This is a genomic window from Streptomyces sp. NPDC054932, from assembly GCF_053610205.1.
In genome coordinates, this window is the sequence record NZ_JBSGXU010000057.1 from 1 (window position 1) to 15,095 (window position 15,095).

The 15,095-nt window shown below is 73.6% G+C and carries 14 protein-coding genes; 7 read left to right on the forward strand and 7 right to left on the reverse strand.

The genetic code is table 11. The annotated features are described in order from the left end of the window. Nucleotides 1-172 precede the first annotated feature (172 nt). The 4 genes from ACWGE1_RS17680 to ACWGE1_RS17695 all read left to right on the forward strand — a co-directional run bounded on the left by ACWGE1_RS17680 (nucleotide 173) and on the right by ACWGE1_RS17695 (nucleotide 4,221). Entirely contained in the window at nucleotides 173-940 is a 768-nt protein-coding gene (locus ACWGE1_RS17680; RefSeq protein WP_453421404.1) for a hypothetical protein, read from the forward strand. Between the two features lie 52 nt (nucleotides 941-992). Next, a complete protein-coding gene (locus tag ACWGE1_RS17685) occupies nucleotides 993-1,508 on the forward strand; it encodes a protein-tyrosine phosphatase family protein (RefSeq protein WP_453421405.1) in 516 nt (171 codons plus the stop codon). Between the two features lie 82 nt (nucleotides 1,509-1,590). Then, on the forward strand, nucleotides 1,591-3,069 hold the full coding sequence (locus ACWGE1_RS17690) for a cytochrome P450 (RefSeq protein WP_453421406.1): 1,479 nt from the start codon (nucleotides 1,591-1,593) through the stop codon (nucleotides 3,067-3,069). Between the two features lie 186 nt (nucleotides 3,070-3,255). Next, complete coding sequence (locus tag ACWGE1_RS17695) at nucleotides 3,256-4,221, forward strand: hypothetical protein (RefSeq protein ID WP_453421407.1); 966 nt, start codon at nucleotides 3,256-3,258, stop codon at nucleotides 4,219-4,221. On the opposite strand, the gene ACWGE1_RS17700 is transcribed toward ACWGE1_RS17695, so the two are convergent. Further along, on the reverse strand, nucleotides 4,207-5,604 hold the full coding sequence (locus ACWGE1_RS17700; protein WP_453421408.1) for a GntT/GntP/DsdX family permease: 1,398 nt from the start codon (nucleotides 5,602-5,604) through the stop codon (nucleotides 4,207-4,209). The genes ACWGE1_RS17695 and ACWGE1_RS17700 overlap by 15 nt on opposite strands. A 12-nt stretch (nucleotides 5,605-5,616) precedes the next feature. Continuing rightward, on the reverse strand, nucleotides 5,617-6,138 hold the full coding sequence (locus ACWGE1_RS17705; protein ID WP_453421440.1) for a gluconokinase: 522 nt from the start codon (nucleotides 6,136-6,138) through the stop codon (nucleotides 5,617-5,619). A gap of 132 nt (nucleotides 6,139-6,270) precedes the next feature. Between ACWGE1_RS17705 and ACWGE1_RS17710 the strand changes: the two genes are divergently transcribed. Further along, nucleotides 6,271-6,981: a FadR/GntR family transcriptional regulator gene (locus tag ACWGE1_RS17710; protein WP_453421409.1), complete on the forward strand. Its 711-nt coding sequence runs from the start codon at nucleotides 6,271-6,273 to the stop codon at nucleotides 6,979-6,981. A 68-nt stretch (nucleotides 6,982-7,049) separates the two neighbouring features. Here the strand turns inward: ACWGE1_RS17710 and ACWGE1_RS17715 are convergent, their stop codons facing one another. Beyond that, nucleotides 7,050-7,934 (reverse strand): sigma-70 family RNA polymerase sigma factor, encoded by an 885-nt coding sequence (locus ACWGE1_RS17715; RefSeq protein ID WP_453421410.1) that lies wholly within the window; start codon nucleotides 7,932-7,934, stop codon nucleotides 7,050-7,052. A gap of 133 nt (nucleotides 7,935-8,067) precedes the next feature. Between ACWGE1_RS17715 and ACWGE1_RS17720 the strand changes: the two genes are divergently transcribed. Beyond that, nucleotides 8,068-8,415, forward strand: a complete 348-nt coding sequence (locus ACWGE1_RS17720; protein WP_453421411.1) for a hypothetical protein — start codon at nucleotides 8,068-8,070, stop codon at nucleotides 8,413-8,415. Nucleotides 8,416-8,458: 43 nt separating this feature from the next. Here the strand turns inward: ACWGE1_RS17720 and ACWGE1_RS17725 are convergent, their stop codons facing one another. From ACWGE1_RS17725 to ACWGE1_RS17740, 4 genes are all read right to left on the reverse strand, one after another. Further along, the gene (locus tag ACWGE1_RS17725; protein WP_453421412.1) at nucleotides 8,459-8,971 is read right to left on the reverse strand and encodes an HIT family protein; all 513 of its coding nucleotides are present in this window, start codon (nucleotides 8,969-8,971) and stop codon (nucleotides 8,459-8,461) included. Nucleotides 8,972-9,009: 38 nt separating this feature from the next. Further along, nucleotides 9,010-10,374 carry a (2,3-dihydroxybenzoyl)adenylate synthase gene (locus tag ACWGE1_RS17730; RefSeq protein ID WP_453421413.1) on the reverse strand — a complete coding sequence of 455 codons (1,365 nt, stop codon included), beginning with the start codon at nucleotides 10,372-10,374 and terminating at the stop codon, nucleotides 9,010-9,012. Between the two features lie 191 nt (nucleotides 10,375-10,565). Beyond that, nucleotides 10,566-10,949, reverse strand: coding sequence for a VOC family protein (locus ACWGE1_RS17735; RefSeq protein WP_453421414.1), 384 nt, complete (start codon nucleotides 10,947-10,949; stop codon nucleotides 10,566-10,568). 7 nt (nucleotides 10,950-10,956) lie between these two features. Continuing rightward, entirely contained in the window at nucleotides 10,957-12,846 is a 1,890-nt protein-coding gene (locus tag ACWGE1_RS17740) for an ABC transporter ATP-binding protein (RefSeq protein ID WP_453421415.1), read from the reverse strand. Nucleotides 12,847-12,985: 139 nt separating this feature from the next. Between ACWGE1_RS17740 and ACWGE1_RS17745 the strand changes: the two genes are divergently transcribed. After that, nucleotides 12,986-15,091, forward strand: coding sequence for an AMP-binding protein (locus ACWGE1_RS17745; protein WP_453421416.1), 2,106 nt, complete (start codon nucleotides 12,986-12,988; stop codon nucleotides 15,089-15,091). The last annotated feature ends 4 nt before the right edge of the window (nucleotides 15,092-15,095 follow it).

The following is a 15,095-nucleotide window of genomic DNA, read 5'->3' on the forward strand; positions in this document are numbered from 1 at the left end:
GGGACAAGATCATGTCCGGCCGGGGCAACAGGGGGGGGGGGGCCCCGGCGGGCCCCCCGCCCCCTCGCCGTGGCGGGCGTGCGCGCAGGCGCGGGGCATTCGGGTGGCGGGAGCGCGGACTCCGCCACGACCTGCCGGGAGGCCGGTGCCCGGCTCGTTAACGTGGGCGACCATGACCCCCCTGTGCGACCAGGCCACCGCAGTCCGGGCCCTCGTGGAGTCCGCCGACCCCGGGGCGGTGTGGGCCGTCGGCGGACCCGAAGGCCCACAGGCCGGTTCGGAGGCCGGTCACCCCGCGGACGCCTCCTTCGACGTCGGCGGCCTCACCGCCGTCCTCGCGCTCTGGCCGGTCATCGGCAGCCTCGTCGACGAGGGCGTGCTGCGGCTCCACACGCCGCTCGCCGCCTACGGGGACGCGGCCGCCGCGGACACCCCCGCCGGGACCACCGCCCACCAGCTGCTCACGCACCCGGGCGGGAGCGCCGCCCTCACCCGACTCGCCGAACACCTCTCCGGCAGTCCGCTCGCCGAGCTCGCGACCGTCCGGGTCTGGCACCCCCTGGGCATGACCGGAACCCGGTTCGCCGACGGCACCCTCCGCGCGCCCCTCGCCGACCTCGTCCGCTTCCTGCGCCACCTCATCGCCCCGGCGGCCCCCGCGGACCCCACCGGCCCGGCCGTGGGTGCGCAGGGCATCACCCGCGCCTGGACCGCCGAGTCGCTGCGGATCCGCACCGGCGAACTCACCCCCGCCCGCGGCCTGCTCTGGCACCCCGCCCCGCACGGGGTCTGGACCCACCACGGCGCACAGGACGACGCCCCGGCCCTGTGGCTCTCCCCCCGCCACCACCGTTGGGCGGCCCTCATCCCGACCGCCCCCGCAGGCACGCTGCGCAACACCTTCCGTGAGGCGGTGTTCGCCCCAACTCCCGTGCTGTGAAGGCATGTTGCATGAGATCCTGGCGGCCTTCGCCACCAGGAGGTCACGCCGCATGAGCAAGACCCGCCGACCCGACCGGGGCGTACCCGGACCGGTCTCGCCATGGGACGAGATCGTGCCGGGCCTGTGGATGGGGGGCCACTACTGGACCGACCCGGCGGGAGAGCTCCAGCCGGCCGTCGTGGGGGACGAGTTCGACCTCGTCATCAGCCTCTTCACCAGCACCGGCCACGGCCCCGGACCGCGCGCCGAGCACGTCGTGGCGGAGATCCCGGACTCCGAGCTCGCCCCCCACCAGCTCCACACCGTCCTCCGCCTCGCCCGCACCGCCGGACTCGCCCTCGACTCGGGCCTCGTCACCCTTGTCCGCTGCCACTCGGGCTACAACAGATCCGGGCTCGTCGTCGCCCAGTGCCTCGTCGACCGCGGCCTCGCACCCGCCGAGGCCATCGCGTCCGTGCGCCGCGGGCGTTCCCCCCGGGCCCTGAACAACGAGGCCTTCACCTCCTACCTCTGCGCGGGGCTCGACATCGCGGCGCTGCTGCTCGGGCTGGACCCCCTGGCCTAGTCGGGGCGCGGAGTCCGCAGGTGGGACGTACGGTGATGCCGTTGTCGCCGAGCGTTGTCGCTCCCGCCGCGGAGGTGCACGGATGCGTACGGTCCAAGGGGCCGCCCTCGACGGGCTCCGAGCCCGGGTACGGGCCCTCGCCGCCCGGCGGCGCCCCGAGCGGGTCGGCCGGTCACCCCGCGGTGAGGCATCGTTCGCGGACCGCCGGCCCGCCGTGCCGCGGCTCGGCGCGGAAGCCGCCGGCCGGGGTGCCTCCGTAAGGGAATGGTTCCGGCACCCGGCCCCGCCCCCCGACACCACCGGGCCGGCGGCCCTCGCCGGTCTCGGCGCCCTGCTGCGGGGCCTCGCCCGACCGCGCCCCGGCGAGGTGCGGGCCTCCGCCGCCGCCCTGCGGGCCCTGCGTGCACGCCACGGGGACGCGCCCGCCCTCGTACGCACCCGGTCCGGCCGGACCGTCCTCGTCCTCCTCGATCCGCAGGACCTGCGCCGGTTCTACGCCGAACCCGTCAGCGTCCTCGCCGCGGACCCGCCCGACAAGTGCCGGGCGCTGAGCCTCGAGGAGCCGGACGGCACCGGGTGCTCCCGCGGCGACCGCGCGGAGCGGCGCCTGATCAGCGCCGAGGTCCTGGCCGCGGGCATGCCCGTGCACCCCTCCTGCGCGTCCTTCCTGACGGTCCTCGCCGAGGAGGCCCGGCACCTGACCGCAACCGGCACTCTCGACCTCGCCCGCGCCCGGTACGCCGTGCACCGGGCCGCCCGGCGGATCGTGCTCGGCGACGCGGCCGCCGCGGACGAGGAACTCACCGGATGGCTCACCCAACTGCGCGCCGAGGCCAAGGGCCTGCGCGGCGGCCGGGTGCGCACGGCCCGCTCCGTGCACGACAGGGCCCGCGCGCGCATCGAGGAGTACGCCGCCCGCGCCGACGGCGACACCCTGGCCGGGCGGGCCGCCCTCCACGCCGACCCCACCGGGACCCTCGACCCCGTCGGCCAGGCCCGGCACTGGCTGCTGGCCATGGACGCCGTCCCGGACACACTGCTGCGCACCCTGCTCCTCCTCGGGGCACACCCGGCGGAGCAGGACCTGGCCGCGGCCGAGGCGGCCGCCGAGATCGCCGCCGGAGGCGACCGGGGCGAGCTGCCCCGGCTGCGGGCCTGCGTCCGGGAATCGCTGCGGCTGTACCCGGTGGTGCCCGACCTGATCCGCGTCACCCGCGCCGAGACCGAATGGCGGGGCGTGCGCTACCCGGCGGGCACCTCGGTGCTGCTGCCCGCCGCGTTCCACCAGCGCGACCCCGAACGGGTGCCGGCCGCGCACGTGTTCGTGCCCGGCCGGTGGAAGAACCCCGGTGCGGACCAGGACATCCGGATGGCGCCCTTCAGTCACGGCGGCGGCCGCTGCCCGGGCGACCAGCTCGGCCTGATGATCACCGCCGCGCTCTGCGCCGAGGTGCTGAGGAGCCATCGGATCGGACGCACGCGGCCGGTGCTGGACCCGGTGGGGCCGCTGCCCGCGGCCCTCGACCGGCACGGCATCCGGCTCACGCTCGTCCGCCGCTGACGCCCCGGCACCCGGCCGCGCGGCGCTCACCACCGCGGGGCCCGACGCTCCCGGCCCGTCCGTGCCCGTGCCCGTCCGGGTCCGTGCCCGACCCGGTCCGTGCCCGACTTCCCGCCCGTGCCCGACTTTCCCGCCCGTGCCCGACCTCCCGCCCTCCGGACCCCTGCCGAACCCCACGAGGATCACATGCCCGACGCCGCGACCTCCGCGTCCACCGCCCCGGACGTCGACCCGCTCGACGCCCCGTGCCGCGCCCTTGCCGAGGCCGCCGACGCGGTCGGCCAGGCCGCCCGCCACGCCTCCGGCCTGGCCTTCGGCGCCCGGCTGCCCGCGGTCGCCCTCGCCAGGGGCGGCCGGACCCGGCTCGGCTGGCGCACCCTGCTGCGTACCCTCACCGACCCGGCGGGTCTCGGCTGGGCCCCGCGGGGCCGGGGAGTGGCCCGGGCCGGCCACCTCGCCGGAGTCCTGGCGGGCCGGGAGAGCCTCGCGATCAGCATCGCCGTCTGCGGACTGAAGGCCCGGATCCGGGCCGCGAGCGCGGACCGACCCGAACTGTTCGAGGATCCCGGCGCGGCCGCTGTCCTGGGCGCCGTCGGAGCGGGCCGTCAGGCCGAGGCCGCCCGGATGTTCCGAGCCATCATGCGCGAGCGGGGCGCCGAGCACGCCTTCTCGCTGCTCGCCCCGTCCTTCGCCGACATCCTCGCCTGGAACGCCCTCACCGACACGAACCCCTTCAACGACCACGCGGGCTGGCAGGTCGCCACCGGCCGGGCCGAGACCGCAGAACCGGTCCTCGGGCTCGGCGCCGCCTTCTGGGCCTTCTGCGACCGAGGCCCGGGTCTGCCCGAACGGCCCGCGACGGGACCCGTACCCGCCCGCGGCCCGGCCCGCCGCCGGGTCACGGACCGGCCGCCGCGGCCCGCGCCCCGACCGCCGGGCGGCGGCCTTACGGGTCACGCCGCCGCCCTGCGCACGCACGCGTTCCGGATGCACGGGGTGGCCGGAGCCCCGGGGTGGCAGGGCCCGGGGGCCGATGCCCTGCGCGCCGAGGTCTCCAGACTCGCCGCCCGGTGCGCGACGGCGGCGGGCGGCCTCGCCCTCGCCGCCGCCCAGTTGGAGGACCGGCTGGAGGACCGGCTAGAGGACCAGTGACAGCAGCAGGACCAGGCCCAGGCCGACCACCGAGATGATGGTCTCCATCACCGACCAGGTCTTCAGGGTCTGACCGACGGTCATCCCGAAGTACTCCTTGACCAGCCAGAAGCCGGCGTCGTTGACGTGACTGAAGAACAGCGAGCCGGCCCCGATGGCCAGGACCAGCAGCGCGGTTCCGGTGGTGGACATGTCCGCGGCGAGCGGGGCCACCAGTCCGGCCGCCGAGATGGTGGCCACCGTCGCCGAGCCGGTGGCCAGACGGATGGCCACGGCGATCAGCCAGGCCAGCAACAGGGTGGGAACGGCCCAGTCCTTCGACACGTCCAGGATCATCTGACCCACACCCACGTCGATCAGCGTCTGCTTGAAGCCGCCGCCGGCGCCCACGATCAGCAGGATGCCCGCGATCGGGGCAAGGGACTTCTCCACCGTGGTCGAGATCCTCGCGCGGGTGAAGCCGGCCGCCCGGCCGAGTGTGAACATGCCCACCAGTACCGCCGCGAGCAGCGCGATCATCGGGGAGCCGGCGACATCGGTCACGCGCTGCACCGGGTTCGCGGGGTCGTCGACCACGATGTCGACCAGGGCCTTGACGAGCATCAGGGCCACCGGAAGCAGCACGGTGAACACCGTGGCACCGAACCGGGGGCGGTGCTCCAGCTCCGCCGAGGGGCGCGGCGCGATCGTGTGCTCCGGCGCCGGTATGTCCACCCACCGCGCGGCGTACCGGGAGAACAGCGGCCCGGCGATGATCACGGTCGGGACGGCCACGAGCACGCCCAGCCCGAGGGTGACCCCCAGGTTCGCGTGGAGCGCGTCGATGGCGACGAGGGGTCCGGGGTGCGGCGGGACCAGACCGTGCATCACCGACAGACCGGCCAGCGCCGGGATGCCGATCCGCATCAGGGAGTAGTTGCCCCGCTTGGCCACCAGCAGGACCACCGGGATCAGCAGCACGATGCCGACCTCGAAGAAGAGCGGCAGTCCGATCACCGAGGCGATCAGCACCATGGCCCACGGCATGGCCCGGCCCTTGGCCCGGGCGAGGATCGTGTCCACGATCTCGTCCGCGCCGCCCGAGTCCGCCAGCAGTTTGCCGAGGATCGCACCGAGCGCGATCAGTACGCCGACACCCGCGACCGTGGCGCCGAGTCCGGCGGTGAAGCTGGAAACGGTCTTGGCCAACGGCGCGCCCGCGAAGACCCCGAGGGCCAGCGAGCCGACCGTCAGCGCCAGGAAGGCGTGCAGTTTGAATCGGGTGATGAGCAGGACGATGACGGCTATGCCCGCGAGGACGGCCAACCCCAGCCGGGCGTTCCCGGCCGAGGTGATGGGGCCGGTGGCGGCCGCTGCCAGAGTCTCGACGCTGAGACCGGTCACGGTGGGGTTCCCTCAGTTCTCGTGTATGGGGAGTCGGCGCAGCGCGGCCAGCGCGCGCCCGGTGATGTCTTCCGGGGTCCCGGACACGTCGACGACGACGCCGAGTTCGTCGTCCTCGAGCGGCTCCAGCGCGGCGAACTGCGAATCCAGCAGGGTGGTGGGCATGAAGTGGCCCTTGCGGGCCGCCATGCGCTCCTCGATCAGCGGGCGCTCACCGGTGAGGTGCACGAACACGGCCCGGGGCGCCGCGGCGCGCAGCCGGTCACGGTAGGCGCGCTTGAGCGAGGAGGCGGCGACCACGCCGCCGCACAGGCGGGCGCGGTTGCGGATCCACTCGCCGATGGCGTCCAGCCAGGGCCACCGGTCCGCGTCGTCGAGAGGGGTGCCGGCCGACATCTTGGCGACGTTGGCCGCGGGGTGGAACGCGTCGCCCTCCGCGTACGGAATGCCGAGAGCCTCGGCGAGCAGTCGGCCCACGGTCGTCTTGCCCGTGCCGGCCACGCCCATCACCACAATGACGCGCTGGGTGCTCACGCCTACCTCGCTGTCCTCGTCGACATCGGTTCGTGCGGGCACCACTGAAGCCTATTAAGTAGTACTTATTCAAGCCCCCGACCGGAAACATCACATCTTTGGTCGGCCGGGGCGTCACCGTACGCTTACGCCATGACCACCGAAGGCAGTTCCGGGCAGGGGCTCCACACCCACGTGCTGGACACCCTCGGCCTCGCGATCACGGCGGGGGAGCACCTGCCGGGCAGCGTCCTGCGCACGGACGAGATCGCCGAACGCTTCGGCGCCTCCCGGACCGTCGTACGGGAGGTCGTCCGCGTCCTGGAGTCGATGCACCTGGTCGAGTCCCGCCGCCGGGTCGGTGTCACGGTGCGCCCCACCGACGAGTGGAACGTCTACGACCCGCGCGTGATCCGCTGGCGGCTGGCCGGCAAGGACCGTCCCCGGCAGCTGCGTTCCCTCACCGTGCTGCGCTCCGCGATCGAACCGGTCGCTGCCGGACTGGCCGCGACCCTGGCGACCCCGGAGCAGTGCGCGGAACTCACCGAGGCGGCCCTCGGCATGGTCCGCACCTCGCGCGGCCACCAGCTCGAGGGCTACCTGCGGCACGACATCGCGTTCCACCGCATCGTGCTCAACGCCTCCGGCAACGAGATGTTCGCCCGCCTCGGGGACGTCGTCGCCGAAGTCCTGACCGGCCGCACCGAACACGCGGTGATGTTCCACGATCCCGATCCCGCCGCCGTCACCCTGCACGTCCAGGTGGCCGAGGCGGTACGGGAGGGCGATGCGGCGCGCGCCGAGGCACTGACCCGCCGGATCGCGGTGGGCGCGCTGGAGGAACTGGACGTGCTCGCGCCCTGACGGCGCGGCCGCGCCGCGGCCCGCAGGGAGGCGGCCGCGGCGCGAACCGCCGCGGCCGCCTCCCTGCGTCAGACGTCGAGCGCGGCGATCTCGAGCGCGCCGAGACGCTCCGGTTCCGCCACGATGTCGATCCCGGTGATCAGGCCGTCCTCGATCGTGAAACCGAGTACCAGGAACAGCCGTCCCAGCGGGGCCATCGCCAGGCCGACCACTCCGCCGACCAGGGCCGGTGCCGTGGACCTGGCCCGCTGCATGGCGGCCATCGCGCCCGTGGCGACGGTGACGGCGCCGCGGACGACGATCGGGGCGGGGGTGGGGCCGACGGCCCGGTCGGCACGCAGCACCACGTCGGGGTGGAGCAGGCTGACGAGCGCGTCGAAGTTCCCGCCGCGGGTGGCGGCGAGGAAGGCGTCCACGACATGGCGCTGGCGGGTCAGATCGGCCTCGGGCACCAGCGGGGCCCCCTTGACCCGGCGGCGGGCGCGGCTCGCGAGCTGCCGGGTAGCCGCCGGGGACTTCTCGATCATCGGGGCGATCTCGTCGAAGGGCACGGCGAACAGGTCGTGCAGCACGAACGCGAGCCGCTCGGCCGGAGCCAGTTGGTCGAGCACCACCAGCAGCGCCAGTCCGACCGTGTCGGCCAGCACGGCCTCCTGCTCGGGGTCGACGGTGTCCTCGCGGCTGACGACGGGGTCCGTGGGATACGCGTCCATCGAGGCCTCGCGCCGGGACTCGCGCGAGCGCAGCATGTTCAGGCACACGCGCGACACGACCGTCGTCAGCCAGCCGCCGAGGTTCTCGACATCATCGACGTCGGAACGGTTGAGGCGCAGCCAGGTCTCCTGAACGGCGTCATCGGCCTCGGAGAGGGAGCCGAGCATGCGGTAGGACACCGCTCTCAGGTGAGAGCGGTGCTCTTCGAAGCGTTCTGTCGGCCATGCGCTCTCGTCCACCGGTCCCCCATGTCGATCTCCCGCAGTGGATCATCAAAATAGACCACGTGGCTACCGGATAATGGCCCCTGCACAGCAGGAGCGAGTGGAGACGTCGGGGACACGTGGTGACCCGGCAGGAGAGGGAGCCCCGATGGACGCGCAGCACTTCGAGCGGATCACCGCATTCATCGAGGCGCGGCTGACCCCGCTGTTCGACGCGGAAACGGGCAGCGAGTACGGCTTCGCCATGGACGACACCTCCCGGGCGCTGCGCGCACTGCGCAACTCCGTCCTGGAGGCCTCGGCCGTCAAGGGCCTCATCGCGCAGCGCGACTCCGCCGAGCCGGCCACGCGCCGCGTCATCGACCAGTCGGTGGAGCACAACTGGGACGTGCTGCGCGGTATCGCCCGCCAGTGGGAGGACCACGCGGACTTCCGCCACGAGTTCAAGCACCACGCGTGGGAGCTCGACCACCACCACGCCGCCGCGCAGGCCTGAGCCCGAGGCGCGTTCGGCCGCGCCGCCCCACCGCCGCGGCATCTCACCGCGGCGGCTCGAGGGCGCCGCGCGCGGCGATGGCCGCGCGCAGCCGCGCCGCCGCGGCGGCCTGCTCCCCGGGCGACGGCGCCAGGACACCGTTCTCGGTCATCAGGGCGTGGAACTGCTGCTGCTCGTAGGGAACTCCGGGCGGCAGCGCCGCGATGTGCCAGTGCAGGTGGGCGTTCCCCTGCCGGCTCCCCAGCGAGTACAGGTAGGTCCGCTCGCAGTCGTAGACGGCCTCGACGGCCAGCGCGACCTCCCGTACGACGAGCATCAGCCGGGTGTAGGCCGCCGCGTCCAGATCGCGGACGGCATGCTCGATGTGTGCCCTGGGCGCCACCAGGACCTTACCGGGGAGGGTGGGCCAGCGGTCGAGGAAGGCCACATGGTGCTCGTCCTCGAACACCGTCTCGTGCGGATGGCCGGGGTGGCCGGCGAGAAAGGCGCAGACGAAGCACGGTCCGCTGCGGGTCCGTTCGACGTACGCCCCGAGATCCATGACTTCACGGTCCATCGGCATCCGTCCATCCTCCCCCCGGGCCGGCCCGAGCGTCACGCGCCGGACGCGGCGTCCGCCAGACGACCGGTCACCACCAGGTTGCCGTCCGGGGTGCGCCGCGCGAGGTCGCCGGTGCGCAGGAAGCCGTCGGCGGTGAACGCGCGCGCGTTGTGGGCGGGCGCCCGGTAGTGGCCCCGTGGGGTGTACGGGCCGCGGGCGAGGAGTTCACCCGGCTCCCCGTCGGGTACGTCCCTGCCGTCGGCGCCGACCACACGGATCTCGTCGTCGGGCGAGAGCGGGCGGCCCTGTGTGGTGAGCACGGTCTCGTCCGGATCTCCGGGCCGGGTGAGCGTGAGCAGCCCCTCGGCCCTGCCGAATACCTGCTGCAGGCGACAGCCCAGCTCGCGGCCCACCCGTTCGGCGGTCCCGCGACGCAGGGGGGCACCGCCGATCTGCACGAGGCGAAGACTGCTCACGTCGGCCCGGACCGCGGGAAGCGCGTCGAGCCACAGTTCGGCGTCGGCGGGCGCCACTGATGTGAGGGTGACCCGCTCCCGGCCGATGACCGCAAGACTTTCGGCGGGTTCCGCGTGCTCGGCCAGTACGACGGTGCCGCCGACCGACAGGGTGCCGACGATGCCCGGGCAGCCGAGGGCGAAGTTGTCCCCTGCGGGCAGCGCGGCGAGGTACACGTCGTCCTCGGCCAGCGACACCAGGTCGGCGGCGGCCCTCGCCTGGTAGGCGTAGTCGTTGTGGGTGCGCGGCACGAGCGTGGGCTCCGCGGTGCTCCCGCCGGACAGCAGGAAGAAGGCCACCTGTTCGGCGCTCTGCGCCAGCGGCCGCTCGGGCGGGGAGTCGACGGAGGCGAGCGGGTAGTAGTGGCAGCCCGCCGCGTCGATCGTGAAGCCGCCGTACGGGGAGGACTCGCCCGGCGCCTCGAAGGTGAACACGCGCCGCAGGAAAGGCCCTCGGGCCGCGATGTCCGCCGCCATCGCCGTGAGGTCGAAACCCCGGTGGGCCGGGGGAGCGACGTGGCCGACGGCCTGGCTGACCCGCACGAGGTGGGACACCTCGGCCGCGCGGTGCGTCACCGGGCACAGGACGGGGACCGCGCCGATGCGCATCAGCGCGAACACGGTGATGACGAACTCGGGAACGTTCGGCAGCTGGACGACGACCCGTTGCCCCGGTCGCAGGCCCCGCAGCCGGAAGCCGGCGGCCATCCGGTCCACGCGCCGGTTCAGGTTCGCGTACGTGATCCGGGTGGCGCCGTGCACGAGCGCGGTCCGCGGCCCGTAGTACCGGGCCCAGCCGCGGAGCAGGTTGTCCAGCGTATTGCCGCGCCAGTGGCCGGCCGCCCAGTAGCGGTCGACGAACGCCTCGGGCCAGGGCGTACAGCCTTCGAGCAGGGATGTCATGCGCTTCCTCGGGGGCGGTCTCGCCGTGTTGACCTTGGCAAGCCAAGCCTTCAACACACCGGTGCGCAATGCGCGTTCCGGACCACGGCCGCGAAACGCCCTCGGCGGAAGATCCAATGAGAGCCCCTGACCAGGAGGAACGGCCGGGCCCGGCCGGCCAGGCCGTTCCTCCTGCGATGCCGGGGACGTGCTCAGGCGGTCCCCGCCGTCTTGCGCGGGGTGGTCTGCTGGACCGCCCAGCCGTTTCCGTCGGGGTCGGAGAAGTAGACGAAGGAGCCCCACGGCAGATCCTGGATCTCCGTCACCTCCACCCCCCGGCCGCGCAGGTCCTCGTACGCCTCCTCGATGTCGGTGACGACGACCTGCATGTTGTCCAGCGCCCCCGGGGTCATCCGGGTCAGCCCCTTGCCGATCGCGATCGAGCAGGCCGAGCCCGGCGGCGTCAGCTGGACGAATCGGATGTCCTCGCTGACGGTCACGTCGTGGTCGGCGTTGAAGCCGAGCTTCTCGTAGAAGGCCTTGGCCCGGTCGACGTCGGTGACGGGGACGGCGACGAGTTCCAGTTTGATGTCCATCACAGCATCATGCTCCCGACACCGGTGCCTCGCCGTCCGACACCGCGAACTGGGTGCGGTACAGCTCCTCGTACCGGCCGCCCGACGCCAGCAGCTCGGTGTGCGTGCCCCGTTCCACGATCCGGCCGTCCTCGACCACCAGGATCAGATCCGCCGCCTGCACGGTCGACAGCCGGTGTGCGATCACCACCGCGGTCCGGCCCGCGAGTGCCTCGCCCAGGGCCTCCTGCACCGCGGCCTCCGAGGTCGAGTCCAGGTGCGCCGTGGCCTCGTCGAGGATCACCACCCGCTGCCGGGCCAGCAGCAGCCGCGCGATGGTCAGCCGCTGCCGCTCTCCGCCCGACAGCCGGTAGCCGCGCTCCCCGACCACCGTGTCCAGCCCGTCCGGCAGCGACGCGACGAGCCCGTCCAGCCGCGAGCGCCGCAGCGCCTCCCAGATCTCCTCCTCGGAGGCATCCGGGCGGGCCAGCAGCAGATTGGCCCGGACCGACTCGTGGAAGAGGTGCCCGTCCTGGGTGACCATGCCGAGCGTGTCGCGGATCGAGTCGGCGGTGAGGTCCCGTACGTCGATCCCGCCGAGGCGGACCGCGCCCGCATCGGCGTCGTACAGCCGGGGCAGCAGCTGCGCGATGGTCGACTTGCCGGCGCCGGACGAGCCGACCAGGGCGATCATCTGGCCCGGCTCGGCACGGAAGGACACCTCGTGCAGCACCGGCGTACCGCCCCGGGCGTCGAGTGCGGCCACCTCCTCCAGGGAGGCGAGCGAGACCTTGTCGGCGGCCGGGTAGCCGAAGGAGACGCGGTCGAACTCCACCGCCACCGGGCCCGGCGGGACCCTGCGGGCGTCCGGCTTCTGCGCGATGAGCGGCTTCAGGTCGAGGATCTCGAAGACCCGCTCGAAGCTCACCATCGCGCTCATCACCTCGACGCGGGCGCCCGCGAGCGCGGTCAGCGGGGCGTACAGCCGGGTCAGGAGGAGAGCGAGGGCGACGACGGAACCGGCGTCCAGGGAACCGCGCAGGGCGTAGTACCCGCCGAGCCCGTAGACGAGGGCGAGGGCCAGGGCCGAGACCAGGGTGAGGGCCGTGATGAAGGCCGACTGGGCCATCGCCGTACGGATCCCGATGTCCCGCACCCGCGCGGCCCGGGCCGCGAACTCCGCGGACTCGTCGGCCGGCCGCCCGAACAGCTTGACCAGCGTCGCGCCGGGGGCCGAGAAACGCTCGGTCATCTGGGTGCCCATCGCGGCGTTCAGCGTGGAGGCCTCCCGCTGCATCGCCGCCATCCGCGCGCCCATCCGGCGGGCCGGCAGCACGAACACCGGCAGCAGCACCAGCGCCAGCAGGGTGATCTGCCAGGAGATGCTCAGCATCACGGTGAGGGTCAGCAGCAGGGTGACCGTGTTGGCGACCACTCCCGACAAGGTGTTGCTGAAGGCCCGCTGGGCGCCGATCACATCGTTGTTGAGGCGGCTGACCAGGGCCCCCGTCCGGGTCCGGGTGAAGAAGGCGACCGGCATCCGCTGCACGTGGTCGAAGACCGCCGTCCGCAGATCCAGGATCAGCCCCTCGCCCAGGGTGGCGGAGAGCCTGCGGGTCAGCAGTCCGAGCCCCGCCTCCGCGACCGCGATCAGCGCGATGAGCAGGGCCAGCCGGGTGACCACGGAGCTGTCACCGCCGTCCACGATGGCGGTGACGACCCGGCTGGCGAGCACCGGCGTGGCCACCGCGAGCAGCGCGGTCACCACGCTCAGCAGAAGGAACAGGGTGAGCCCGCGGCGGTGCGGGCGGGCGAAGGCTGCGATGCGGCGCAGGCCGGCCCGGGAGAACGGGCGACGGTCCTGCTCGGCGTTGATCGCGCTGTGGAGCGACATCCAGGCGGTGACTTCCATGTCCATGACCCGAACGCTAGGACCTCAATCAAACTTGAGGTCAAGGCTTCGTTCCAGGACAACCCCAGGAGTTTCCAACTCCCGCCCGGACGGAGGATTTTGCCGACCCCGGTCCGTTGTCGGCACCCAGTGGCATCATCGGTTCATGACGCAGGGATCCGAGTCCGTACGCTTCGGCAAACGAACCACCGACACCGTCCTGCAGCGCTTCGAGCAGTGGGCGCGGGACACGTCCGAGGCCCCCGCCCTCATCACGGGCGCCAGGAGCATCCCCTACGGGGAACTCGACGGCCGGGCCAACCGGCTGGCGCACCAGCTGCTCGCCCACGGCCTGCCGCCCGGCGGCCTCGTCGCCATCGGCACCACCCGGCAGGACGAACTGATCGTCGGCATCCTTGCCGTCCTGAAAGCCGGCGGGGTCTACGCCGTGGTGGACGCCGAGACGCCCCGCACCGGCCGGCAACAGCTCTCCGCGCTCCGGCCCTTCGCCCCCTTCGCGCTGCTCACCAACGAGGCGCACGGAGCCGCCCTCGACACCGGTACGGGGCTGCGCGCGATCCTGCCCGACGCCGAGGCGGCCGCCATCGCCGCCCGGCCCGGCCGCGCACCCGACTCCGCGGGGACCGGCGACGGCGCCGTCGTCGACGGCGGCTCGGTGGCCGACGGCGGCGCGGTGGCCGACGGCGGCGCGGTGGCCGACGGCGGCGCGGCCGTGCTGTTCACCGCGAGCAACGAACCGCGCGCCGTGCCCGTCGACCAGGCCCTGCTGCTCGCCGCCCACCAGGGCTGGGCCGAGCTGGCCCGGCTGTCCCCGCAGGACCGCCACCTCATCACCGCCCGGCCGGACGTCACCGCCTTCTCCGCCGGCTGGACCAGGGCCCTGTGCACCGGCGGCAGCCTGGTCCTTCCCCCGGGGTACTCCTGGGCGTCCCGGTATCCGGACCAGGTCCGCTCGGCGATCGCGAGCCAGGAGGTCAGCGTCCTGCACACGGATCCGGCCGGCATCGGCCCGCTGGTGGTCGACGGCCCCAGACCGCATGCCGCGGCCCGCAGGACCGGCCCTCCGAGGCTGCGCCCGCTGCGCCTGGTCACCGTCACCGGGGACCGCCTGCACCTCGACGAACTGGACGCCCTGCACGTCCGGTTGCGGCCCGGCGTGCGGGTCCTGAACGTCTACGGGCTCACCGAGACCGCCGGGGTGGGCGCCGCCTTCGAACTCCCGCACCTGCCCGCCCCCGTCGCCGATCCGGAACGGCTCTCCGTGCTGGGCACCCCCTTTGCCGGCTGCCGGATCCACGTGCGGGGCGGCGAGCTGCACCTCACGCCGCCCGGCGGTGGTGACGCGATACCCACCGGTGACCTCGGTCTGCTCCGTCCCGACGGCCTGCTGGAGTACGCCGGCCGCATCCGGGACCGGATCCCGCTCCACGGGGGCTCCTTCGACCCCCACCCCGTCGAGGCCGCGATCCGCACCCACCCGGGCATCGGCGCGGCCCTCCTCGCCGGGGTCGACAAGGGCGGGGAGAGTCGGCTCGTCGCCTACGTGTCCCCGCCGCCCGGCAGCCCGGCCTGGGACGCCTCCGCCCCGCTGCCCGCGATCCACGGCCTGCGCAACCATCTGTCCGGCGTCGTCCTCAAGGAGGCGTCCCCGCAGATCCTCGTCCGGCTCAAGGCCCTGCCGCGCAATCGTGCCGGACAGGAGGACCGCTCGGCCCTGCCGCTGCCCACGCAGCCCGTCTCCGAACAACCAGCCCTGCACGGCAGCAAGTTCACCCCGCAACCCCCCACCGTCGTCGACTCCGACGGTGGCCGCGTCGTCGCCGCCGGGTGCATGACGATCGTCCTCTCCTTCGTCACCTGGCTGCTCACCCTCGTCGTGTGGCCCGGATCCACGGACCTCTCCGCCGTGCCCTACCCGTGGGCGGCCCTCTTCTTCCTCCTCTACGTGGCCGAATGCGTGTCCTTCGGCGCGGGCCTGGCGTTCCTGTTCACCGGGTACCGCATGCTGCAACACCGCAACCGCGGCCGCTCCGACCGCCGCACCAGGGTCGTCCACCTCGCGGCGAGCTACCTGCTGCTGGCCTGGTGGCCGCAGGACAACGCCTACCGGCTGGCGGCCAAGCAGGACTGGCCCCTGCAGGCCCTCCTCGTCTACACCTTCAACATCCCCCTGATGATCGCGGGCTTCATCCTGGCCGTCCACATAGCCCGGAGGCCCGACTCACCCTTCGACTACGAAGACAGGAGCTGACCTC

Bases quoted from the DNA above. Each gene is read 5' to 3' on its own strand.
- ACWGE1_RS17680 (WP_453421404.1), top strand. From the start codon at position 173: ATGACCCCCCTGTGCGACCAGGCCACCGCAGTCCGGGCCCTCGTGGAG.
- ACWGE1_RS17685 (WP_453421405.1), top strand. From the start codon at position 993: ATGAGCAAGACCCGCCGACCCGACCGGGGCGTACCCGGACCGGTCTCG.
- ACWGE1_RS17690 (WP_453421406.1), top strand. From the start codon at position 1,591: ATGCGTACGGTCCAAGGGGCCGCCCTCGACGGGCTCCGAGCCCGGGTA.
- ACWGE1_RS17695 (WP_453421407.1), top strand. From the start codon at position 3,256: ATGCCCGACGCCGCGACCTCCGCGTCCACCGCCCCGGACGTCGACCCG.
- ACWGE1_RS17710 (WP_453421409.1), top strand. From the start codon at position 6,271: ATGACCACCGAAGGCAGTTCCGGGCAGGGGCTCCACACCCACGTGCTG.
- ACWGE1_RS17720 (WP_453421411.1), top strand. From the start codon at position 8,068: ATGGACGCGCAGCACTTCGAGCGGATCACCGCATTCATCGAGGCGCGG.
- ACWGE1_RS17725 (WP_453421412.1), bottom strand. From the start codon at position 8,971: ATGGACCGTGAAGTCATGGATCTCGGGGCGTACGTCGAACGGACCCGC.
- ACWGE1_RS17730 (WP_453421413.1), bottom strand. From the start codon at position 10,374: ATGACATCCCTGCTCGAAGGCTGTACGCCCTGGCCCGAGGCGTTCGTC.
- ACWGE1_RS17735 (WP_453421414.1), bottom strand. From the start codon at position 10,949: ATGGACATCAAACTGGAACTCGTCGCCGTCCCCGTCACCGACGTCGAC.
- ACWGE1_RS17740 (WP_453421415.1), bottom strand. From the start codon at position 12,846: ATGGACATGGAAGTCACCGCCTGGATGTCGCTCCACAGCGCGATCAAC.
- ACWGE1_RS17745 (WP_453421416.1), top strand. From the start codon at position 12,986: ATGACGCAGGGATCCGAGTCCGTACGCTTCGGCAAACGAACCACCGAC.